The sequence below is a fragment of the Nocardioides cremeus genome (genome assembly GCF_030518195.1).
GTDB classification, from domain to species: Bacteria; Actinomycetota; Actinomycetes; order Propionibacteriales; family Nocardioidaceae; genus Nocardioides; species Nocardioides cremeus.
Map to the genome: position 1 here is coordinate 242,027 of NZ_JAULSC010000004.1, position 20,125 is coordinate 262,151.

The 20,125-nt window shown below is 73.8% G+C and carries 23 protein-coding genes and 2 tRNA genes; 12 read left to right on the top strand and 13 right to left on the bottom strand.

Annotation, left to right across the window (positions count from 1 at the left end):
• The first annotated feature begins 236 nt into the window (after nt 1–236).
• The gene (locus QWJ41_RS06830) at nt 237–2,054 is read left to right on the top strand and encodes a phosphoenolpyruvate carboxykinase (GTP) (protein ID WP_302706741.1); all 1,818 of its coding nucleotides are present in this window, start codon (nt 237–239) and stop codon (nt 2,052–2,054) included.
• Nucleotides 2,055–2,228: 174 nt separating this feature from the next.
• Nucleotides 2,229–3,266 carry a phospholipase D-like domain-containing protein gene (locus tag QWJ41_RS06835; RefSeq protein WP_302706742.1) on the top strand — a complete coding sequence of 346 codons (1,038 nt, stop codon included), beginning with the start codon at nt 2,229–2,231 and terminating at the stop codon, nt 3,264–3,266.
• A 129-nt stretch (nt 3,267–3,395) separates the two neighbouring features.
• On the opposite strand, the gene QWJ41_RS06840 is transcribed toward QWJ41_RS06835, so the two are convergent.
• The 3 genes from QWJ41_RS06840 to QWJ41_RS06850 form a co-directional block, all read right to left on the bottom strand.
• Complete coding sequence (locus QWJ41_RS06840; RefSeq protein WP_302706743.1) at nt 3,396–3,530, bottom strand: hypothetical protein; 135 nt, start codon at nt 3,528–3,530, stop codon at nt 3,396–3,398.
• A 203-nt stretch (nt 3,531–3,733) separates the two neighbouring features.
• A tRNA-Ser gene (locus tag QWJ41_RS06845) sits at nt 3,734–3,827 on the bottom strand.
• Nucleotides 3,828–3,912: 85 nt separating this feature from the next.
• Nucleotides 3,913–4,386: a hypothetical protein gene (locus QWJ41_RS06850; protein WP_302706744.1), complete on the bottom strand. Its 474-nt coding sequence runs from the start codon at nt 4,384–4,386 to the stop codon at nt 3,913–3,915.
• A gap of 98 nt (nt 4,387–4,484) precedes the next feature.
• Here QWJ41_RS06850 and QWJ41_RS06855 point away from each other — a divergent pair.
• Nucleotides 4,485–4,572: transfer RNA gene (locus QWJ41_RS06855), tRNA-Ser, on the top strand.
• A 25-nt stretch (nt 4,573–4,597) separates the two neighbouring features.
• On the opposite strand, the gene QWJ41_RS06860 is transcribed toward QWJ41_RS06855, so the two are convergent.
• The 3 genes from QWJ41_RS06860 to QWJ41_RS06870 form a co-directional block, all read right to left on the bottom strand.
• Nucleotides 4,598–4,828: a biotin/lipoyl-binding carrier protein gene (locus QWJ41_RS06860; protein ID WP_302706745.1), complete on the bottom strand. Its 231-nt coding sequence runs from the start codon at nt 4,826–4,828 to the stop codon at nt 4,598–4,600.
• Nucleotides 4,829–4,905: 77 nt separating this feature from the next.
• Nucleotides 4,906–5,931: a hypothetical protein gene (locus QWJ41_RS06865; RefSeq protein WP_302706746.1), complete on the bottom strand. Its 1,026-nt coding sequence runs from the start codon at nt 5,929–5,931 to the stop codon at nt 4,906–4,908.
• A gap of 11 nt (nt 5,932–5,942) precedes the next feature.
• The gene (locus tag QWJ41_RS06870) at nt 5,943–6,707 is read right to left on the bottom strand and encodes a carbon-nitrogen hydrolase family protein (protein WP_302706747.1); all 765 of its coding nucleotides are present in this window, start codon (nt 6,705–6,707) and stop codon (nt 5,943–5,945) included.
• A gap of 44 nt (nt 6,708–6,751) precedes the next feature.
• Here QWJ41_RS06870 and mobA point away from each other — a divergent pair, with 44 nt between their 5' ends.
• The 4 genes from mobA (at nt 6,752) to QWJ41_RS06890 (ending at nt 9,695) form a co-directional block, all read left to right on the top strand.
• Nucleotides 6,752–7,354, top strand: a complete 603-nt coding sequence (gene mobA, locus QWJ41_RS06875; RefSeq protein WP_302706748.1) for a molybdenum cofactor guanylyltransferase — start codon at nt 6,752–6,754, stop codon at nt 7,352–7,354.
• Between the two features lie 218 nt (nt 7,355–7,572).
• Nucleotides 7,573–7,995: a DUF6457 domain-containing protein gene (locus QWJ41_RS06880; protein WP_302706749.1), complete on the top strand. Its 423-nt coding sequence runs from the start codon at nt 7,573–7,575 to the stop codon at nt 7,993–7,995.
• 22 nt (nt 7,996–8,017) lie between these two features.
• On the top strand, nt 8,018–8,992 hold the full coding sequence (locus tag QWJ41_RS06885) for an NAD(P)H-quinone oxidoreductase (protein WP_302706750.1): 975 nt from the start codon (nt 8,018–8,020) through the stop codon (nt 8,990–8,992).
• Between the two features lie 40 nt (nt 8,993–9,032).
• Entirely contained in the window at nt 9,033–9,695 is a 663-nt protein-coding gene (locus QWJ41_RS06890) for a bacterial proteasome activator family protein (protein WP_302706751.1), read from the top strand.
• 191 nt (nt 9,696–9,886) lie between these two features.
• Here the strand turns inward: QWJ41_RS06890 and QWJ41_RS06895 are convergent, their stop codons facing one another.
• The 5 genes from QWJ41_RS06895 to serS are packed head-to-tail and all read right to left on the bottom strand — an operon-like array spanning nt 9,887 to nt 13,995.
• Nucleotides 9,887–10,549, bottom strand: coding sequence for a hypothetical protein (locus tag QWJ41_RS06895; RefSeq protein ID WP_302706752.1), 663 nt, complete (start codon nt 10,547–10,549; stop codon nt 9,887–9,889).
• Between the two features lie 17 nt (nt 10,550–10,566).
• Nucleotides 10,567–11,373 (bottom strand): HAD family hydrolase, encoded by an 807-nt coding sequence (locus QWJ41_RS06900; protein WP_302706753.1) that lies wholly within the window; start codon nt 11,371–11,373, stop codon nt 10,567–10,569.
• Entirely contained in the window at nt 11,370–11,897 is a 528-nt protein-coding gene (locus tag QWJ41_RS06905) for a GNAT family N-acetyltransferase (RefSeq protein WP_302706754.1), read from the bottom strand. The genes QWJ41_RS06900 and QWJ41_RS06905 overlap by 4 nt, the downstream gene beginning before the upstream one ends.
• On the bottom strand, nt 11,885–12,688 hold the full coding sequence (locus tag QWJ41_RS06910) for an HAD family hydrolase (RefSeq protein ID WP_302706792.1): 804 nt from the start codon (nt 12,686–12,688) through the stop codon (nt 11,885–11,887). The genes QWJ41_RS06905 and QWJ41_RS06910 overlap by 13 nt, the downstream gene beginning before the upstream one ends.
• A gap of 17 nt (nt 12,689–12,705) precedes the next feature.
• Complete coding sequence (gene serS / locus QWJ41_RS06915; protein WP_302706755.1) at nt 12,706–13,995, bottom strand: serine--tRNA ligase; 1,290 nt, start codon at nt 13,993–13,995, stop codon at nt 12,706–12,708.
• A gap of 75 nt (nt 13,996–14,070) precedes the next feature.
• On the opposite strand from serS, the gene QWJ41_RS06920 reads away from it, so the two are divergent.
• A complete protein-coding gene (locus QWJ41_RS06920; protein WP_302706756.1) occupies nt 14,071–15,645 on the top strand; it encodes a bifunctional phosphatase PAP2/diacylglycerol kinase family protein in 1,575 nt (524 codons plus the stop codon).
• 117 nt (nt 15,646–15,762) lie between these two features.
• Here QWJ41_RS06920 and QWJ41_RS06925 read toward each other — a convergent pair whose 3' ends face one another.
• Nucleotides 15,763–16,158, bottom strand: coding sequence for a DUF4446 family protein (locus tag QWJ41_RS06925; protein ID WP_302706757.1), 396 nt, complete (start codon nt 16,156–16,158; stop codon nt 15,763–15,765).
• A gap of 23 nt (nt 16,159–16,181) precedes the next feature.
• Between QWJ41_RS06925 and QWJ41_RS06930 the strand changes: the two genes are divergently transcribed.
• Complete coding sequence (locus QWJ41_RS06930) at nt 16,182–17,024, top strand: prephenate dehydratase (RefSeq protein WP_302706758.1); 843 nt, start codon at nt 16,182–16,184, stop codon at nt 17,022–17,024.
• An 18-nt stretch (nt 17,025–17,042) separates the two neighbouring features.
• Here QWJ41_RS06930 and QWJ41_RS06935 read toward each other — a convergent pair whose 3' ends face one another.
• Nucleotides 17,043–17,384, bottom strand: a complete 342-nt coding sequence (locus tag QWJ41_RS06935) for a hypothetical protein (RefSeq protein ID WP_302706759.1) — start codon at nt 17,382–17,384, stop codon at nt 17,043–17,045.
• Between the two features lie 135 nt (nt 17,385–17,519).
• Here QWJ41_RS06935 and larB point away from each other — a divergent pair, with 135 nt between their 5' ends.
• Genes larB through QWJ41_RS06950 form a run of 3 tightly spaced genes read left to right on the top strand, consistent with a single transcriptional unit; the run spans nt 17,520 to nt 20,105 of the window.
• Entirely contained in the window at nt 17,520–18,236 is a 717-nt protein-coding gene (larB, locus tag QWJ41_RS06940) for a nickel pincer cofactor biosynthesis protein LarB (protein ID WP_302706760.1), read from the top strand.
• Nucleotides 18,233–19,429 carry a nickel pincer cofactor biosynthesis protein LarC gene (gene larC / locus QWJ41_RS06945; RefSeq protein WP_302706761.1) on the top strand — a complete coding sequence of 399 codons (1,197 nt, stop codon included), beginning with the start codon at nt 18,233–18,235 and terminating at the stop codon, nt 19,427–19,429. Before larB ends, larC begins: the two co-directional genes overlap by 4 nt.
• A gap of 55 nt (nt 19,430–19,484) precedes the next feature.
• Entirely contained in the window at nt 19,485–20,105 is a 621-nt protein-coding gene (locus QWJ41_RS06950; RefSeq protein WP_302706762.1) for a TMEM165/GDT1 family protein, read from the top strand.
• Nucleotides 20,106–20,125 lie beyond the last annotated feature (20 nt).

Consider the following 20,125-nt stretch of genomic DNA (forward strand, 5'->3'; position numbering starts at 1 on the left):
CACACACGGCGTTGAACGTTCCAATATGCGGGGTTAAAGAGCGGCGGTACATTCGCCGAAGTCCCAGGCGGGGACCCTCACCGGCACCGCACCAGGACCCTACAAAAGTCGCCGGCAACGACGCCACGCGATCCACACCAGCTCCACGACACACCGTCGATACGCTCGACGGCCGGGGCGCCGTCCCCGCATCCGCGAGGCCAGTTCCCCGCGAATGCGCGAGAGGTAAGAGGCAGATGACCGCCGACCAGGCACTCACCGACGCTCCCACGACCCACCAGGGAATCCTGGACTTCGTCGCGGAGGTCGCGGCGATGACCAAGCCCGACGAGATCTACTGGTGCACCGGCTCCGACGAGGAGTGGACCCGGCTGACCGACGCGCTCGTCGGCACCGGCACGTTCACCCAGCTCGACCCGAGCATCAAGCCGAACTCGTACTACGCGGCCTCCGACCCCATCGACGTGGCGCGCGTCGAGGACCGCACCTACATCTGCTCGGTCGACGAGAAGGACTGCGGGCCCACCAACAACTGGATGGCGCCCGACGAGATGAAGTCGATCATGCGCGGTCTCTACGACGGCTGCATGACCGGTCGCACCATGTACGTCATCCCCTTCGTGATGGGTCACCTCGAGGCCGAGAAGCCGATGTTCGGCATCGAGCTCACCGACTCCGCCTACGTCACCGCCTCGATGCGCGTCATGGCCCGGATGGGCTCCAAGGTCCTGGACCGGATGACCGAGCTCGACGCCGACTTCGTGCAGGCCGTGCACTCCGTGGGCCACCCCCTCGCCGAGGGCCAGGCCGACGTGAAGTGGCCCTGCAACGACACCAAGTACATCGTGCAGTTCCCCGAGGAGCGCGCGATCTGGTCCTTCGGCTCCGGCTACGGCGGCAACGCGCTGCTGGGCAAGAAGTGCTACGCGCTGCGCATCGCCTCGGTGATGGCGCGCGACGAGGGCTGGCTCGCCGAGCACATGCTGATCCTCAAGCTCACCAGCCCCCAGGGCGTGACCAAGTACGTCGCCGCGGCCTTCCCCAGCGCCTGCGGCAAGACCAACCTGGCGATGCTGCAGCCCACCATCCCGGGCTGGAAGGTCGAGACGCTCGGCGACGACATCGCCTGGATGCGCATCGGCGAGGACGGCCGGCTGTGGGCGGTCAACCCCGAGTACGGCTTCTTCGGCGTGGCGCCGGGCACCAACGAGCACACCAACCCCAACGCCATGCGCACCATCAACAAGGGCAACTCGGTCTTCACCAACGTCGCGCTCACCGAGGACGGCGACGTGTGGTGGGAGGGCCTGGAGAACCCGCCGGCCAAGGCGACCTCGTGGAAGGGCGAGCCCTGGACCCCCGAGTCCGACGAGCTCTCCAGCCACCCCAACAGCCGCTACTGCACCCCGATCAAGCAGTGCGACATCCTCGCGCCCGAGTACGACGACCCGCGCGGCGTCCCGATCGACGCCATCCTCTTCGGTGGTCGCCGCAAGACCACCGTCCCGCTGGTCTTCGAGGCCCGCGACTGGACCCACGGCACCTTCCTCGGCGCGACCCTGTCGTCGGAGACCACCGCCGCCGCGACCGGCGCGGTCGGCGTGGTGCGCCGCGACCCGATGGCGATGCTGCCCTTCATCGGCTACAACGCCGGTGACTACTTCAGCCACTGGATCAACATCGGCAAGGACAACGACGCCTCCAAGCTGCCGCGGATCTTCTACGTCAACTGGTTCCGCCGCGACGACGAGGGCGGCTTCCTGTGGCCCGGCTTCGGCGAGAACAGCCGCGTGCTGAAGTGGGTCGTGGAGCGCATCGACGGCCAGGCCGCCGCCGTGGAGACCCCCATCGGCCACGTGCCGACCCCGGAGTCGCTCGACACGGAGGGACTCGACATGAGCGAGGAGGCGCTGGTCTCCGCGCTCGAGGTCGACCCCGAGGAGTGGAAGGCCGAGATCCCGCAGATCCAGGAGTGGTTCGAGAAGTTCGGCGACGACCTGCCGGGCGTGCTGTGGACCGAGCTCGACGGTCTCAAGGCCCGCCTGGGCGTCTGAGCCCCGGGGCGCCACCCGCGCCCAGCACCGGACCCCGCTCCCCCACCGGGAGCGGGGTCCGTGCATTCTGGTCCGTTCCACGGGGTACTGCCGTGTGACAGGATCGCCCCCTCGGAGTCCCGCCCCCGTCCGCCCCCACCCGGCCCGCGCGGCCCGCCAGCACAGGAGGAACAGGTGTCGAGCTACGGACCCGAGCACCGTGCGCTGCTGGAGTCGCAGGCCGCGCCCCTGTACGAGGCCGCCGTCGCCGAGGGCGGGCTGCGCACCGACGACCCCCGCCTCGCCGAGGGCGCCGAGACCCGCCCGGCGTTCGACCTGCTGGTCGAGCTGGGGCTGCTGCACCTGGACCCCGAAGGGGCGTCGTACCTGCCCGAGGACCCGACCAGCGTGCAGTCGCGGGTCGTCTCGCCGCTGAGCCAGGACGCCGGCCGGCTGCTCGAGGAGTCCTCGCAGTGGGCCCGGGCCTTCGGGAGCCTGGCCCAGACCTGGCGCCGGGCGCCGCAGAGCGAGCGCGGAGGACCGTTCACCTACCTGCGCGACCACGCGATCAGCACCTACCTCGACGGTCTGGTGGCCGAGGTCGAGACGGAGATCCTCACCGCGCAGCCGCAGGCCGGCCGCGACGCCGCCACCCTCGCCGAGGCGGCGCGCCGCGACATCGCCGCCCTCGAGCGGGGCGTGCGGATCCGCACGCTCTACCAGCACTCGGCCCGGCGCAGCACCGTCACGCACCGCTACGTCACCTCGGTGACCGAGCGGGGCGCGGAGGTGCGCACCCTCGACGAGTTCTTCAACCGGATGATCGTCGTCGACCGGCGCGTCGCGGTGATCCCCGGCGCCGAGGACCTGCGCGTGGCGATCGCGGTGCGCGAACCGTCGGTGGTGGCCTACCTGGTCGACGTCTTCGAGCGGGCCTGGGAGCGGGGCCGGGCCTTCAGCAACAAGGACAGCTCCATGCTCAAGGACATCGCCGCGGAGCAGCGGCAGATGACCATCCGGATGCTCGTGGAGGGCCACGCCGACCCGGTCAGCGCCAAGCGGCTGGGGGTCAGCCCGCGCACCTACGCCGGCTACGTGGCCGACCTCAAGGACGAGTACGAGGCCGAGACCCGCTTCCAGCTCGGCTACACGATGGGGCGCCTGGGGCTCTCGGGCACCGAGACCGACGGCAGCCGGCCCGCGGGCGGCGCCGAGGCCGCCGACAAGGGCTGAGGACGCACCAGAGGCCCCACCGGGACGGATGGGGCCTCTGGCACGCGGCGACGCCGCAGCGGGGGCGCTGGGGTCGGTTCAGCAGGGACGACTCTGGGGAGAGTCAGGGACGCGACCGAGCGGGACGACTCAGGGCGCCTTGCGGCAGTAACCGCCGCAACCCCAGCTGGTGTCCATGGCCTGCGCGGGGGCCACGAAGCCGAGCATCCCGACGGTGACAGCGGTGGTGGCGACGACGAGCCCGGCCTTGCGGACGATCTTCATGGTGAACCTTCCTCATGCTCCCGGTCGGGCCAGGTCGTGGCCCGTGAGATCCGAGTGTGCCCCAGGTCGGGGCCGGCGACGCCGTCCCAGCCGGGCCATGTTCGTGCAATGCACAAACATGCAACGCGTACGCCGGCTGCAAGGCGCACTGGTCCGGACGTGGCACGACCCCCGCAGGTCGAGGACCTGCGAGGGTCGTGCGCTGGCGGAGGCGGAGGGATTTGAACCCTCGATGGGGTTGTAGCCCCAAACCCGCTTAGCAGGCGGGCGCCATAGACCGGACTAGGCGACGCCTCCCGGCAGCGCCGACAGGCTACAAGGCCGGAGCCGCCCGCCACCAATCAGGGCGGCTGCCGGTCGGTCGCCGGCTGTTCGAGGGGGCTCAGCCGAGGGGGCGGTGGCCCTGGCCGGCCCGTAGGCGGCGCTGCATCTCGCGCACGAACTGCTCGCGGTCGACCGCCAGCGCCTCGACCGGGATCGTGGTGCTGCGCCCGTCCTGCAGGTGCAGCACCAGGCAGTCGATGTCGTGCACGGTCGTGGTCGCGGCCTGGCTCACCTCGCTCCAGCGGGCCCGCTTCACGCCGGCGCCGCGCACCGGCCCGACGACGTACCCGTCGTCCTCGGCGCGCAGCACGTAGGCGCGGTTGCGCAGCCACCAACCCAGCCAGAAGACGGCCCCGACGCCCACGCCCAGCAGCACGACCAGCACGTCGGCGTTGATGCTCGCCAGGGCCACGACGGCGGTGCCGGCGAACATCACCAGCGCGAGCGCGACGAGGCTGAGCCCGACCAGACGCACCGCGAAGGCCGGCGCGAAGCGGTAGTCGTGCGGCGTGGGCAGCGTCGTTCCGGCCATGGCCCGATTCCACACCACGGCTCTCGCGGGGCGCCACCCGGGCGCCCGGGCGCGGTCTTCTAGAGTGACCTGGCACGCGCCGGGCTCGGCGCGGGCACGGAGGGGTGCCGGAGTGGCCTATCGGAACCGCCTTGAAAGCGGTCGTAGGGAGACCTACCGCGGGTTCGAATCCCGCCCCCTCTGCCAGGCCTCCCGATGCTGACGCTGGTGCTCAGCGGGTGAGGGTGAGCAGCAGGTCGCCCTCCTGGACGACGTCGCCGGGGGCGACCTTGACCGCCACGACCGTGCCGGCGCGCTCGGCGATCACCGGGATCTCCATCTTCATCGACTCCAGCAGCACGACCGTGTCGCCGACCTCGACGTGCTCCCCGGCGGCGACCGCCACCTCGAGCACGTTGGCGACCATCTCCGCCGCGATCTGCTGCACCTGTTCACGAGCCACGTCTCGAACCTAGCCGTTACCGGCAGGTACGCCGGATCCGCTCGCGCGTCGGTGTCAGCCGACGTGTCGGGAGCGGGTCAGAGCAGGGCCTGGCCGCGGGCCGGCTCGGGCCGCCCGGCCGCCTTCTCCTCCGCGCGCCGCGCCCGGCGCCCGCGGGGTCCGGTCAAGCGCAGGTCGAGGCGGATCAGCGCGGCGCCGATCAGCACGCCGATGACCAGGCCGTAGGCGATGGAGAGGCCCACCTCGAGCAGCGCGACCGAGGGGTTCATCATCGAGCTGGCGACCGAGGCGGTGGCGGCCACGCCGAAGGCGCTGACCCACCAGCCCTGCCGTCGCCGGGCCCGCATGTGGCAGCCCCACACGATGGCGGGCACACCCAACACCGTGGCGATCGGGCGCGGAAAGGCGCCCAGGTTCTCCCGCGACCAGCGCACCACGTCGAGCAGGTCGGTGACCATCGCGCCGGGGCCGTAGCGGCGCAGCAGCTCGGCGTAGGCCAGGGTCAGCAGCAGCAGCGCGCCGCCAACCAGCACGATCAGCAGCCCGCGCCGGCCCAGGCCGTGGAAGCCGGCGCCGAGCCGGAAGACCAGTCCGAAGACGCCCAGCAGGGCCAGGCCGAGCGTGGCGTACTCGAAGCTCACCACGCTGCTGACCGGCTCGAAGCCGACCACGGCCAGCGCCCCGACGGAGGCCACCAGGGTGGCCAGCAGCGCCTCGCGGGCCGCGTGCCGCAGCCGACGCGCCGGCACCGTGCCCATCACCGCGAGCACCGCGGCCACCACGCAGGTCCAGGCCGCGGCCCCGGTGCGCAGCCGGTCGTCGTCGAGCACCAGCACCGCGACGCCGATGGCGACCGCGAGGGTGCCGAAGACCACCGGGCGACCGCCGGTGCGGGCCGCGAGGGCCCAGGTGAAGGCACCGGCCACGGCCACCGACCCGGCGCCCGGCAACCAGCCCGGCCCGATCTCGAGCACGCCCAGGACCAGGACCGCCAGCCCCGCGGCCACGGCCACCGCCCAGCCCACCAGCGGCCAGCGCGAGACGGCCAGGCGGTCGACCGAGGTGCTGACCTGCGCGAGGCGGAGGGAGACGGCTGACGACACGTCGACGAAGGCTACAACCGGCGGTTGGCCAGCGACGGGTTGGTGCGCCGCACCTCGGCCAGCCGAGCGAGATCGACCACACCGTGCACCAGCCCCGCGTCGGGGCCGGCCTCGGCGAGCACGTCGCCCAGCGGGTCGACCAGCATGGAGTGGCCGCTGTAGCGCGGCGCGGGCTGCCCCGCGGCAGCGACGTACACGGTGTTCTCGATGGCGCGGGCGCGCAGCAGGGTGCGCCAGTGCTCGACCTTGCGCTCGCCGGCCACCCAGGCGGCCGGCACCAGCAGCAGCTCGGCGCCCTGGTCGACCAGCAGCCGGGCCAGCTCGGGGAAGCGCAGGTCGTAGCAGGTCATCAGGCCCACGCGGACCCCGCCGACCTCGACCAGCGCCGGGGTCGGGTCGCCGGCGCTGAGCCGGTCGGACTCGCGGTAGCCGAAGGAGTCGTAGAGATGGATCTTGCGGTACTCGGCGTGCGCGGCGCCGCGCACCAGCAGCGTGTTCCACGGCCGCTGCGGGTCGGGGCCGGTCTCGAACATGCCGGCCACGACCGTCGCACGCCGCTCGTCGGCCACGCGGGCCAGCTCGACCCCGAAGGGACCGTCGACCGCCTCGGCGTCGGCGCTGACGTCGGCGCCGGCCGGGCCGAAGTCGCGGGCGAACGCCTCGGGCAGCACGACCAGGTCGTGGCCCTCGGGCACCACCTGCGCCAGGCGGGCGCGGTTGACGGCGGGATCGGTGTCGGAGGCCTCCTGGACCAGGGCGACGCGCAGCGTGGTCATGGACCCAGCCTGCCAGCCGTGGGCGCTGCTGCCATCCTGCTGGCGTGGAGCCCGACGACCTGAGCGACCTCGCGGACCCCTCCTTCAGCGCCGTGGTGCTGGCGGGGGGCACCGCCGTGCGACTCGACGGAGCCGACAAGGCCTCCGTCGAGCTGCACGGACGCACCCTGCTGACCCATGCCCTCGACGCCTGCCTCGACGCCGCGGAGGTCGTCGTGGTGGGCGACCCGGTGCCGACCCACCGGCCGGTCACCTTCACCCGCGAGGACCCGCGCCACGGCGGCCCGGTGGCGGCCCTGCTGACGGGGCGCGACGCGCTGCTGCGGCCCGTGCGGCTGGTCGGGGTTCTCGCCGTCGACATGCCGCACGTGGGCCCCGAGACCTTCGCCCGGCTGCGGCGGGCGGTCGGGGACGGGCCGGCCGGGCGCGACGGGGCGGTGCTGGTGGCCCCCGACGGCCGGCACGCGCTCGCGCTGGTGCTGCGCACCGACCGGCTCGACGGCGTGCGTCCCACGCGCGAGGGGCAGCACGGCATGGCGCTGCGGCGCCTCCTGGCCCGCCTCGACCTCGCCGAGGTCCCCGCCGTAGGCCGCGAGCACCGCGACGTCGACACCTGGGCCGACCTGCGCGACCTCGCCGACGACTGAGCCTCCGGCCCGTCCGGGTCGTGGTCCGGGTCGTGGTCCGGGTCGTGGTCCGGGTCGTGGTCCGGGTCGTGGTCCCCTGGCGCGTCATGGCGCGTCCCCAGGCACACGACCCGAGCCACGACGCAGACCACGACTGGAGCCACAACTGAAGCCACGATTGGGACCACGACCCGGGCGGCGGTGTTGCGCCGGGCGGGCCGGGTCGCGAGGCTGGGCCCGTGAACCTGCACGACTGGATCGACGAGCTCTGCGACATCCTCGACCTCGACGCGGAGGTGGACGAGACGCTGCTGCTCGACCTGGCCCGCGACGTGGCGCACGCCGTGGCGCGGCCGGCCGCGCCCCTGTCGACGTACCTCCTCGGGCTCGCCGCGGGCGCCAAGGGTGGCGACCCGGCCGTGGTCGAGGAGCTCGCCGAGCGGGTCCGCTCGCTGGCCGACGGCTGGGACCAGCCGGCGACGCCCGACGAACCGGTGGCTGCGGCCGACGACCTCGGCACCGACGCGGCCCAGGACGACCTCGACGGGGCGACCGACCCGCTGACCGAGATCGAGGACCTCGACGAGCTCCTCGGCCGCGACCCCGAGCCCGACTCTGGACCCGACTCCGGGCGCGACCTCGAGGCCTCCGAGGAGGAGTAGGCGCGGCCCCTAGGGTGAGGCCATGCGTGCTGTCGTCGCCGACGGGTCCGGCGGACCCGAGATCCTGTCCGTAGCCGAGCTGCCCGACCCCTCCCCCGGGCCTGGTGAGGTGCTGGTCGAGGTGGCGGCGGCGGGGCTCAACCGCGCCGACCTGCTGCAGCGCCAGGGCTTCTACCCGCCCCCGCCCGGCGCCTCCGAAGTCATCGGCATGGAGTGCTCGGGCACCATCGCCGCGCTCGGCGAGGGCGTCGAGGGCTGGGCGGTGGGCGACGCGGTCTGCTGCCTGCTCGCCGGCGGGGGCTACGCGTCGTACGTCGTGGTGCCGGCCGGGCAGGTGATGCCGGTGCCCGACGGGGTCGATCTCGTCACGGCCGCTGCGCTGCCCGAGGTGGCGGCGACGGTGTGGTCGAACGTGTTCATGGTCGCCGGGCTGCGTCCCGACGAGACGCTGCTGGTGCACGGCGGGGCCGGCGGGATCGGGACCTTCGCGATCCAGCTGGCGCACGCGCTGGGCGCCCGCGTGCTGACCACGGGCGGCACGCCCGAGAAGCTGGCGTTCTGCCGCGCGCTCGGGGCCGACGTGGCCATCGACTACCGCGAGCAGGACTTCGTCGAGGTGGTGCGCGAGAGCACCGACGGCGGGGTCGACGTCGTGCTCGACAACATGGGCGCCAAGTACCTCGCACGCAACGTCGCGGCCCTGGCCACCGAGGGACGGCTGGTCGTGATCGGGATGCAGGGCGGCACGAAGGCCGAGCTCGACCTGAGCGTGCTGCTGCGCAAGCGGGCGGCCGTCATCGCCACCTCGTTGCGCTCGCGGCCGGTGAGCGAGAAGTCCGCCATCTGCGCGGCCGTCGTGGAGCACGTGTGGCCGCTGGTCGCCGACGGGTCCGTGCGCCCGGTGGTGCACGGCACGATGCCCCTGGAGCAGGTGCGCGAGGCGCACGAGCTGATGGGCTCGGGCGCGCACACCGGCAAGATCCTGCTCACCCTGTAGGGCCACAGCGCCGTACGCCGCCGCCTCCTAGGCTGGGGTCATGAGCCAGCACCCCGACGAGCAGCCCCAGTCCGACGCCCCGTCCGAGGCACCGTCCGGTGATCAGTCCGGCGACCAGGGCTCCCCCGCCGGGGAGCAGGACCAGCACGTGGTCATCGTCGGCCCCGACGGGCAGCCGCTCGGCACCCTGCCGGCCTCGGCGCTCGCCCAGGCCCAGCAGGACGACGACGCCGGCGAGCGCTCGATCACCGAGCTGGTCGAGCAGCCGGCCAAGGTGATGCGCATCGGCAGCATGATCAAGCAGCTGCTGGAGGAGGTGAAGGCGGCCCCGCTCGACGAGGCGAGCCGCCAGCGCCTCAAGGGCATCCACCAGGCGTCCATCACCGAGCTCGAGGACGGCCTGGCGCCCGAGCTGGTCGAGGAGCTCGACCGGCTCTCCCTGCCCTTCACCGAGGACGGCACGCCCAGCGAGGGTGAGCTGCGCATCGCCCAGGCCCAGCTGGTCGGGTGGCTCGAGGGCCTCTTCCACGGCATCCAGACCGCGATCTACGCCCAGCAGATGGCCGCCAAGGCGCAGTTCGAGCACATGCGGCGCAGCCTGCCCGCAGGCTCCGGCGCCCACCCGGGCCAGCCGGGTCAGCCCGGGCAGCCCGGTCAGGCCCCGGGCGCCGACCACGGCGACTCGGGCGGCATGTACCTCTGACCCGGCCCGAACCTCCCCGCGACCCGGCCCGAGCTTCGCCCCGAGTCGGCCCAAACTTCACCCTGAGTCGGCCCGTACTTCCCACGGTGTCGCCCCAGGTCCGCAGTCGGTACGCGCCGGCCGGGTCGGCGGGAAGTTCAGGCCGGGTCGGCGGGAAGTTTGCGCCGGGTCGGCGGGAAGTCTGGGCCGGGTCAGGGGCGGGCGAGGCGGCGGGCCAGCACCAGGCCCAGGGCGCCGATGAGGACCAGCGCGGCGCCGGGGGCCAGGGCGCGGGGCAGCGGGGTGGGCTCGTCGAGGTCGAGCCGGTCGAACTCGGCCATGGGGGGCTCGGCGTCCACCGGCGGCTCGGGGTTGGGGAAGATCTGCTCGACGTCGCGCACCAGGGACGCGTCGCGCAGGGCCGTGCCGCTGTCGCCGGTGGCGATGAACCGGCCCTCGGTGTCGGGGTCGGCGCTGACGAAAAACATGTAGGTGTCGTCCTGCAGGCGCCCCAGGTCGCAACCGCCCGAGCTGCGGGTGGTCACCACCTCGACCTCGATGTCGTCGATGCGGCTCGCGCCCTTGTAGACCAGGTCGACCGCGACCTGGTGGGTCAGCTCGACACCGCGCTGGCCACCGGCCCGCTGCTCGGCACTGCTCGAGACGACCGAGCCGGAGAAGACGGCCTGGGCCTGGCGGGCCTGCGAGCTCACGGAGCTGTCGCTGTCGCACTTCTCGCCGGTGGCCCCGGCGGGCGCCAGGAGCGCGCCGGCGCCGAGCAGCAGGCCCGAGCCGAGGAGCACGGCGAGCACGAGGCTGCCCACCACCGCGAACGGCCCAGCGGGGCGCGCGGTCAGTCGTCGAGGGCTCGGCACGGTGACATGAGACCAGATCACAGGTCGAACACACCAGCCAGGACCCGCGCCACGCCGTCGTCGTCGTGACCTGGGGCGACGTGGTCGGCGACCTCGGTGACCGTGGGGTGCGCGTCGGCCATGGCGTACGACGTGCCGGCCCACCCGAGCATCGGCAGGTCGTTGGGCATGTCGCCGAAGGCGATCACCTCGTCGGCGGCGATGCCTCGCTCGTCGCAGAGCAGCTCGAGCGTGGAGGCCTTGGTGACCTGCGGCCCGCTGATCTCCAGCAGCGTGGTCGACGACGACCAGGTGGTCACCAGCCGGCCGCCGGTGACCTCCTCGGCGACGTCCCAGAACTCCTGGGGCGCCAGCTCCTCGTGGCGTGCGAGCAGCTTGAGGGCGGGCCCGTCGAAGAGCTCCTCGATCGGGGCGCGCCGGGCGGCGTCGGGCACCTGGTAGCGCTCCATGAAGCCGGGCTCGAGCTCGATGCCGCGCATCGTCTCGACGGCGTACGCCGTGCCCGGCACCGCCTCGCGCAGCGCCGCGCAGACCTCCAGCCCCAGCCGCGGCTCGATCGGGCGCTCGAGCACGGCGCGGTCGCCGGTGACGTCCCAGACCAGCGCGCCGTTGGAGATGATCGCCAGCCCGTGGGCGCCGACGTGCTCGAAGACGTCGGCGGCCCAGCGCAGCGGGCGGCCGGTGACGAAGACGACGGGCACGTCGCGGCGGTCGAGCTCGAGCAGCACCTCGCGCGTGTACGCCGACACGGTGCCGTCGCTGCGCACCAGCGTGCCGTCGAGGTCGGTCGCCACGAGCCGCGGCAGCCGGGCAGCGCCGCTCACGGCGCGGCCACCGGCAACGGACGCACCATCACCAGGCGCCCGTCCTCGTCGGAGCCGCGCAGGCCGGTGAAGCCGCAGCGGGCGAGCACCCGCAGGCTGGCCCGGTTGTCGGGCTCGGCCGCGGCGCGCACCCGCACGCCGACGGCCTCGAGGGCCGCCACCAGCCCGGCCAGCGCCTCGGTGGCGAAGCCCCAGCCGCGCGCCTCGGGCACCAGGCCGAAGCCGACCTCGACCTCGCGCACCCCGTCGTCGGCGGCCGTCGGCGCGCCGAAGCAGCCGATCGAGCCCAGCACGGTGCGACCGCGGACCACGTGGCGCGGGCTCCACGGGCTGTGCGGCTCGTAGAGCGTGGCGGCGTCGCGGTCATCGGGCTGCGGGTAGTCGGCGTGCCACTCGGGGCGCCGGCGCCCGGCGGCGATGTCGGCGGCCTCGCCGGGGCTCCACACCACGAGCAGCAGCCGTTCGGTGCGGACCTCCAGCGGCAGCACCGCCGGTTGCGGCGCGGCGCCGCTCACGCGGGCCACCAGCGCGACATCTCGACCGCCGCGCCGTCGTCGTCGACGGTCGCGGTCACCGCGTCGGCGGCCTCGCGGACCTCCTCGACGGCCTGGCCCATGGCCACGCCGCGCCCGGCCCAGGTGAGCATCTCGATGTCGTTGCGCCCGTCGCCGATGGCCAGCACGTCGCCCTCGGCGACCCCCAGCTCGCGGCACACGACCTGGAGGCCGGAGGCCTTCGAGACCCCGACCGGCGCCAGGTCGAGCCAGGCGGTCCAGCCCACGACGTAGTCGGTGCCGTGCAGGCCCAGCCGCCCGGCCAGCGCCACGAAGTCCTCGACGGTGGCCTCGGGGTCGCGGATGATCACGCGGCTGACAGGCTCGGCGACCATCGACTCGACCTCGCTGAGGATCATCTCGCCGGACAGCTCGCCCATCGGGAAGTGCCGGTTGACCCGGTAGCCCCGGCCCCGCTCCTCGACGGCGACCAGCGCCTGCGGGTGCTCGGTCAGCACCGCGGCGACCGCGGCGCGGGCGTCGAAGGTCTCCTCGTGCACCACCTGCATCGGCGGGTACCGGAAGACCACGGCCCCGTTGGAGGCCACCACCCACACCGGGGAGTCCTCGGTGGCCAGGCCGAGCAGGTCGGCGACCCCGGTCATCCCGTCGGGCGAGCGGCCCGAGGCGAGCACGACGTGCGCGCCGGCCTCCTGCGCGCGGCGTACGGCGTCGTGCACCGCGGGGGTGATCTCCTCGTGGGAGGTGCCGGTGCCGTCGATCCAGCGCAGCAGGGTGCCGTCGATGTCGAGGGCGACCAGCCCCGGGGTCCAGGAGGTCATCGGGCGACCGGCTCGAGGACCTTCAGGCCGCCCATGTGCTTCACCAGCGCCTCGGGCACCCGCACCGAGCCGTCGGCCTGCTGGTGGGTCTCGAGGATCGCCACGATCGTGCGGGTCATCGCGCACAGGGTGCCGTTGAGGGTGGCGACGGGGCGCATCTCGGTGCCCTTGTCGGTGGCGAAGCGCCCGCGGGTGTCGAGGCGACGGGTCTGGAAGTCGGTGCAGTTCGAGGTCGAGGTCAGCTCGCGGTACTTGCCCTGGGTGGGGATCCAGGCCTCGCAGTCGAACTTGCGGATCGCCGAGAGCCCCAGGTCGCCGGCGGCCACGTCGATGACCTGGTAGGCCAGCTCGAGCTTGTCGAGGAACGCCTTCTCCCAGCCCAGCAGCCGCTGGTGCTCGGCCTCGGCGTCCTCGAGGGTGGTGTAGACGAACATCTCGACCTTGTCGAACCAGTGCACCCGGATGATGCCCTTGGTGTCCTTGCCGTGCGAGCCGGCCTCCTTGCGGAAGCAGGGGCTGAAGGCGGCGTAGCGCAGCGGCAGGTCGTCGCCCTCGAGGATCTCGTCGGAGTGGTAGGCGGCCATCGGCACCTCGGAGGTGCCGACGAGGTAGAGCTCCTCGCCCTCGATGCGGTAGACGTCGTCGGCGGCCTGGCCCAGGAAGCCGGTGCCCTCCATCGCCCGCGGACGCACCAGCGACGGCGGCACCACCTGGGTGAAGCCGGCCTCGCGGGCCTGCTCCATGGCCAGGTTGACCAGCGCCAGCTCGAGCTGGGCGCCGACCCCGGTGAGGAAGTAGAAGCGGCTGCCCGAGACCTTGGCGCCGCGCTCGATGTCGATGGCGCCGAGCATCCGGCCCAGCTCGACGTGGTCGCGCGGCTCGAAGCCCTCGGCGGCGAAGTCGCGGGGCGTGCCGACGGTCTCCAGCACCACGAAGTCGTCCTCGCCGCCTGGCGGGGTCTCCTCGGAGGTCAGGTTCGGCATCGAGGACAGCGCCTCCTGCCAGGTCGCCTCGGCCTCGCCCTGGGCGGCCTCGGCGGCCTTCACGTCGGCGGCCAGGGTCTTGGTCTGCGCCAGCAGGGCCTGCTTCTCCTCGCCCTGGGCCTGCGGGATCTGCTTGCCGAGCTGCTTCTGCTCGGCCCGCTTCGTCTCGTACGCCGCGATGGCGGCGCGGCGGGCGGTGTCGGCGGCCAGGGCGCGGTCGACCACCTCGGCGGACAGGCCGCGCTTGGCGAGCGAGGCTCGGACGCGGTCGGGGTCGTCGCGCAGGATGCGGGGATCGATCATGGGGTGAAGGCTATCGCCGGGCCGCGCAGCGCCTCACCCCCGTTGTGGACAGCCACGTCACCCATACTGGTCGGCGTGCTGGACCGCTCCCGATACGTGCTGCTGAGCTGGGCTGCTGCCTGCTTCGTGGTCTTCGCCCTGCTCGCCCTCGCCGTGACCGGTGGCTGGGGCCCGCTCTCGGGCCTCGACGAGAGCGGTGAGCCGCTGGCCGCTGACGCCGTCGACGCCGACTGGCTCCAGGGCCCGCTGCGCGTGGTCGAGGCCGCGCTCGGCACCATCGCGATGACCGTGCTGACGATCGTGCTGGCGGTGGCGATGTTCGCGCGCGGGCACCGTCGTGCGGCGGCGTACGCCGTCGTGGTGATGGGGCTGACCGCGCTGGCCACCACCGGGCTGAAGCTGCTGATCGCGCGCGAGCGGCCCGACTACCAGATCGACGCCGGTTCGCTGACCAGCTATGCCTTCCCGTCCGGGCACGCCTCGTCGACGGCCGCCTACGCCACGGTCTGCGTGGTGCTGGCGATCATGCTCGTACGCCGCCTGGGCACCCGCCGCCTCGTGTACGCCGCCGCCGCGACGCTGGTCGTCGTGGGCGCGCTGCACCGGGTGCTGCTGGGTCGCCACTACGCGACCGACGTGGTCGCAGGCGTGCTGCTCGGCATCGGTGTCGGCCTGCTGGTGCTGGCGCTCTACTCGCCGCTGCCGCGCAGCCACGCGGTGAAGTCCGAGCCGCTGCCCGAGGCGCTCCCGACCCAGCGCTGCCTGGCGGTGGTGCTGAACCCGATCAAGGTCGAGGACGAGGGCGCCTTCCGCCACACCGTCTCGACGATGGCGCGCGAGGCCGGCTGGTCGGAGCCGACGTGGCACCTGACCACCATCGAGGACCCCGGCACCGGGATGGCCGCCGAGGCGGCGGTCGCGGGCGCCGACATGGTGCTGGTCTGCGGCGGCGACGGCACCGTGCGCGAGGTGTGCGCCGAGCTCGCCGGCACCGGCATCCCGGTGGGGATCGTGCCGGCCGGCACCGGCAACCTGCTGGCCCGCAACCTGGGCATCCCGCTCTACCTGCGCGCCGCGATCGACGTGGCGCTGACCGGGCAGGACCGGGCCATCGACATGGTCGCCGTCGAGGGCGACGGCATCGAGGGCACGCACTTCATGGTGATGGCCGGGATGGGCTTCGACGCCGCGATCATGGAGGGCGTCAACGAGGACATCAAGAAGCGGGTCGGCTGGCTGGCCTACGTGATCAGCGGGCTGAAGTCGCTGATGTTCCCGGCCATGAAGGTGGAGGTCTCGGTCGACGGGGCTGAGTTCACCACCCACCGCGCGCGCACCGTGGTCGTCGGCAACGTCGGCTTCCTGCAGGCCGGGATGCCGCTGCTGCCCGACGCGACCATCGACGACGGCCAGCTCGACGTGGTGATCCTGCACCCGCGCAACTTCTTCGCCTGGATCCCGCTGGCCTGGCGGGTGCTGCTCAAGCGCAAGCACACCGACGAGCTGGTCGACCGCAAGACCGGCGCCACCGTGGTGGTGCGCACCAAGGAGGAGACCCCCCGCCAGCTCGACGGCGACTCGATCGGCCCGGGCCGCGAGCTGCGGATGGAGTGCATCCACGGGCGGTTGCTGGTGCGCGTGCCGCGCTGAGCGCCGGGCGCGGTTTCCCCGGGTACCCGGGGAACCCGTTCGAGTGACCCGCCAGGCACGCCCAGGCCGGCCCAGGGGGTGCCTGGGGGGTCACTCGACCCGGCGGGGCCGACGGCCTCAGCCCCGGGCGGCGGAGATCGCCTCCTCCTCCTCGGGGGAGAGCTGCTGGTCGCAGGTCCAGCCGGCGACCGACTTGGCGTAGGTGCGGGCCTCGCTGCGCCCGTGGATCGAGGTCAGCACGATCCCGTTGCCGGCGTCGTCGAGCAGCGCCACCGACCACGACAGGTGCCCGCCCATGTCGCCGAAGGCGTCGTAGCGCACCACCGCGAGGTGGCGCAGCGCGTCGCGGGCCTCGGTGCGCAGCGCCGCGACCTCCTGGCGCAGCCCGACCACGTCCTCGGGCAGCGCGTCGGCACCTCCTGCGGAGCCGGGCGGCGTACGCCGCAGCGCGTGGGCTGCGAGGGCGAGGGAGGTCAGGGCGACCACCAGGGAGACGACGGTGAGGGCGAGCACCCGGCCGACCCTAGACTCACCGCGTGCCCACCGTGCGACGCATCGCCTACCAGGGCGAACCAGGAGCGAACTCCCACATCGTGTGCCAGGAGCACTACCCCGAGTGGGAGGCGATGGCCTGCGCCTCCTTCGAGGACGTGTTCGCCGCCGTCGAGGGCGGCGAGGCCGACCTGGCGATGATCCCGATCGACAACTCGATCGCGGGCCGGGTCGCCGACATCCACCACTTCCTGCCGGCCTCGCCGCTGCACATCGTGGGCGAGCACTTCCTGCGGATCCGCTTCCACCTGATGGCGGTGCCCGGCGCCGACCTGACCACGATCCGCACCGTGCACAGCCACGTGCACGCCCTGGGCCAGTGCCGCCGGATCATCCGCCAGCACGGCCTGTCGCCGCAGATCTCCGGCGACACCGCCGGGGCGGCCCGCGAGGTCGCCGAGGCCGGCGACCCGACCCAGGCGGCGATCTCGCCGCCGCTCGCCGCAGGCATCTACGGCCTCGAGGTGCTCGCCGAGGACGTCGAGGACGAGGAGCACAACACCACCCGCTTCGTGGTGCTCTCCCGCGACGAGAAGCCCGCCGAGCAGGGCTCGGGGCCGCTGGTCACGACCTTCGTCTTCAACGTGCGCAACCTGCCCGCCGCGCTCTACAAGGCGCTCGGCGGGTTCGCCACCAACGGCGTCAACATGACCAAGCTCGAGAGCTACATGGTCGGCGGGCACTTCACCGCCACCCAGTTCCTGGCCGAGGTCGAGGGCCACCCCGACGACCCGCCGCTGCGCCGCGCGCTGGAGGAGCTGGCGTTCTTCACCACCGAGGTGAAGCTGATCGGCACCTACCCGGCCGACGCCTTCCGCGCCGAGTAGCCAGGCTCACGGCCCGCGCTAGGAGACCAGCACCTGGCGGACCGGCTCGTGCAGCGAGGGCGTCAGGGCCGCCCGCGGCCGCTCCCGGTAGTCGGCGAACGGGTCGTGCCCGCGGTCGTGGTGCTCCTGCAGCCGGCGCAGCAGCACCTCGATGGCACGCTCGTGGGGCTGGGCGCTGCCCGGCACCGTCTCGACGCTGAGCAGGGCGCACTGCAGCCAGTTGCGCAGCGTCTGCTCGTCGGCCGCGATGCCGACGGGCGTGGCGCCCACGGGCCGGAAGGTCAGCGTCTGCGCCGACCGGTCGAAGGCGAGCAGGCTCGCCGAGACGCGGCGTACCTCGTGAGCGATGTCGAGCTCCACCAGCAGACCCCCATGTCCTCCGTGGACCGCCGACGGCGGTTCTGGGGTCCATACCCCGGCTCCGTCAGCGGAAACCCCGGAGCGTGAAACTTGCATCAACACCGAGTCGAGGCCGAGACGAGTAGGTTCGGCGCCGTGGACCCCACCGAGCCCCGCACCCAGGACCTCGGCTTCGCCCGCCTCGACGTCGACCGGGCCGCCCGCACCGGCGACCCCGAGGTGGTGCTCGGCCAGGGCAAGCGGCCCGAGCAGGTGGTCACCCTGCTCCGCACCCTGCACCACGAGCACCCCGACCGGGCGGTGCTGGCGACCAGGCTGGCCCCCGAGGCCCTCGACCTGGTGGCTCGAGAGCTGCCGGAGGCCACGGTCGACCCGGTCGCCCGGGCCGCCACGCTGGGCCCGCTGCCCGCCCCGCACGGGCTCGTGCTGGTCGTGGCGGCCGGCACCTCCGACGCCCCGGTCGCCGCTGAGGCCGCGCTGAGCGTGGCCGCGCACGGCGCGGGTGTCCGCCGCGTCGACGACGTCGGCGTCGCGGGGCTGCACCGCCTGCTCGCGGTGCGCGACGAGCTCGCGGCCGCCGACGCGCTGGTGGTGGTGGCCGGCATGGAGGGCGCGCTGCCGTCGGTCGTCGGCGGGCTGGTCGGCGTGCCGCTGGTCGCGGTGCCGACGAGCATCGGGTACGGCGCCTCGCTGGGCGGGGTCTCGGCGCTGCTGGGCATGCTCAACAGCTGCGCGCCCGGCATCGGGGTGGTCAACATCGACAACGGCTACGGCGCCGGCGTGCTCGCCGCCCGGATCGCCCGCCAGAGCCGGCCACGCGACACCGGCGAGCCGCCCCGGGAGCAGCCGTGAGCCTCTGGGTCGACGCCACCGCCGGCGCCAGCGGCGACATGCTGCTGGGCGCCCTGCTCGGCGCCGGCGCGCCGCTGGAGGTGCTGCAGGGCGCCGTCGACGCGGTCTCGCCCGAGCCGGTCACGCTGCGGGTCGAGGGCGTCCACCGCGCCGGCCTGGCCGCGACCCGCTGCCACGTGGAGGTCGCCGACAGCTCCACGCACCGCACCTGGCGCGACGTACGCCGCCTGCTCGCCGCCGCCGACCTGCACGCGAGCGTGCGCGTCGCCGCGCTGGGCGTCTTCGCCCGGCTGGCCGAGGCCGAGGCCGCCGTGCACGGCCAGGAGGCCGACGACGTGGCCTTCCACGAGGTCGGCGCGCTCGACTCGATCGCCGACGTCGTCGGGGTCTGCGCGGGCCTGACCCACCTGCTGGGCCTGCACGGCGGCCCGGTCGTCGTCAGCCCCGTCGCCGTCGGCTCGGGGCGCGTCGACGCCGCCCACGGCTCGCTGCCGGTTCCGGTGCCGGCGGTGGTCGAGCTGCTGCGCGGGGTCCCGTCGTACGGGGGCCCGGCCGGTGCGCCGCCGACCGAGCTGTGCACGCCCACCGGCGCGGCGCTGCTGGTCGCCCTGGCCGACGACTGGGGCCCGCCGCCGGCCATGGCCGTGGCCGCGGTGGGGGTCGGCGCGGGCGGGCGCGATCCCGGGACGCACGCCAACGTGGTGCGGGTGCTGGCCGGGGCTGCCCCGGGCGGTGCCGAGCACCAGGACGCCGAGCAGGAGCTGGTGGTCGAGGCCAACGTCGACGACCTCGACCCGCGGCTGTGGCCCGGGGTGCTGGAGGCGCTGCTGGCCGCGGGTGCCGCCGACGCGTGGCTGAGCCCGATCACGATGAAGAAGGGCCGCCCGGCCCACACCCTGTCGGTGCTGGTGCGACCGGGGCTGGCCGAGCGGGTGCGGGCGGTCGTCTTCGCCCAGACCTCCACGATCGGGCTGCGCGAGCACGCGGTGACCAAGCGGCCCCTCGAGCGCGAGGTCGCGGCCGTCGAGGTCGACGGGGTGCAGGTGCGGGTCAAGGTCTCGCGGCACGGGGGCCACGTCGTGACCGCCCAGCCCGAGTGGGACGATGTCGCGGCGCTGGCGCAGGCCACGGGCCGCCCCGCGCGCGACGTGCTGGCCGAGGCGCAGGCCGCGGCCCGGTCGCTGGGCGAGTGACCGGCCCGGAGATCGGCCGTTCGCACGCTGAGAGACAGGTCGAGGAGGACCCCAGGTGGAGCTGAGCGCCCTGCTCATCACGTTCGGCACCATCTTCCTGGTCGAGCTGCCCGACAAGACGTTCCTGGCGACGCTGGTGCTCAGCACCCGCTACCGGCCGCTGCTGGTCTGGCTCGGCGTCGGTCTGGCCTTCACCGTGCAGACGGGCGTGGCGGTGCTGCTGGGCCGGGCGGTCTCGTTCCTGCCCGACGACCTGGTGCGCGGGCTGGCCGCGGTGATGTTCCTGGTCGGCGCCGCGCTGCTGGCGCGCGAGGCCCGCCAGGCCCGTGCCGACCACACCGGTCAGGCCGACGCCGAGGCGTCCGAGGGCGCCGAGATCCTCGAGCGCGCCGCGCCGGCCACCGGCTGGCGCGCGGTGCTGGCCTCGTTCCTGGTGCTCTTCGCCGCCGAGTGGGGCGACCTGTCCCAGCTGCTCACCATCACCCTGGTCGCGCGCTTCGACGCCGTGCTGCCGGTCTTCGTGGGCGCCCTGGCCGCACTGCTGACGGTCAGCGCCCTGGCGGTGCTGGTCGGCCGGGCGCTGACCCGGCGGGTGCCGGTGCACGTGCTGATGTGGGGCGGGGCGAGCGTCTGCCTGGCGCTGGCCACCCTGACGACGTACGAGCTCCTGGCCTGACGCCCCGCCCGGCCACGGCA

What these genes read in the sequence shown, in the direction of transcription:
- QWJ41_RS06885 (WP_302706750.1), top strand. Translation starts at nt 8,018, where the DNA reads ATGCGTGCTGTCGTCGCCGACGGGTCCGGCGGACCCGAGATCCTGTCC.
- QWJ41_RS06840 (WP_302706743.1), bottom strand. Translation starts at nt 3,530, where the DNA reads ATGAAGATCGTCCGCAAGGCCGGGCTCGTCGTCGCCACCACCGCTGTC.
- QWJ41_RS06890 (WP_302706751.1), top strand. Translation starts at nt 9,033, where the DNA reads ATGAGCCAGCACCCCGACGAGCAGCCCCAGTCCGACGCCCCGTCCGAG.
- QWJ41_RS06870 (WP_302706747.1), bottom strand. Translation starts at nt 6,707, where the DNA reads ATGACCACGCTGCGCGTCGCCCTGGTCCAGGAGGCCTCCGACACCGAT.
- QWJ41_RS06830 (WP_302706741.1), top strand. Translation starts at nt 237, where the DNA reads ATGACCGCCGACCAGGCACTCACCGACGCTCCCACGACCCACCAGGGA.
- serS (WP_302706755.1), bottom strand. Translation starts at nt 13,995, where the DNA reads ATGATCGATCCCCGCATCCTGCGCGACGACCCCGACCGCGTCCGAGCC.
- QWJ41_RS06850 (WP_302706744.1), bottom strand. Translation starts at nt 4,386, where the DNA reads ATGGCCGGAACGACGCTGCCCACGCCGCACGACTACCGCTTCGCGCCG.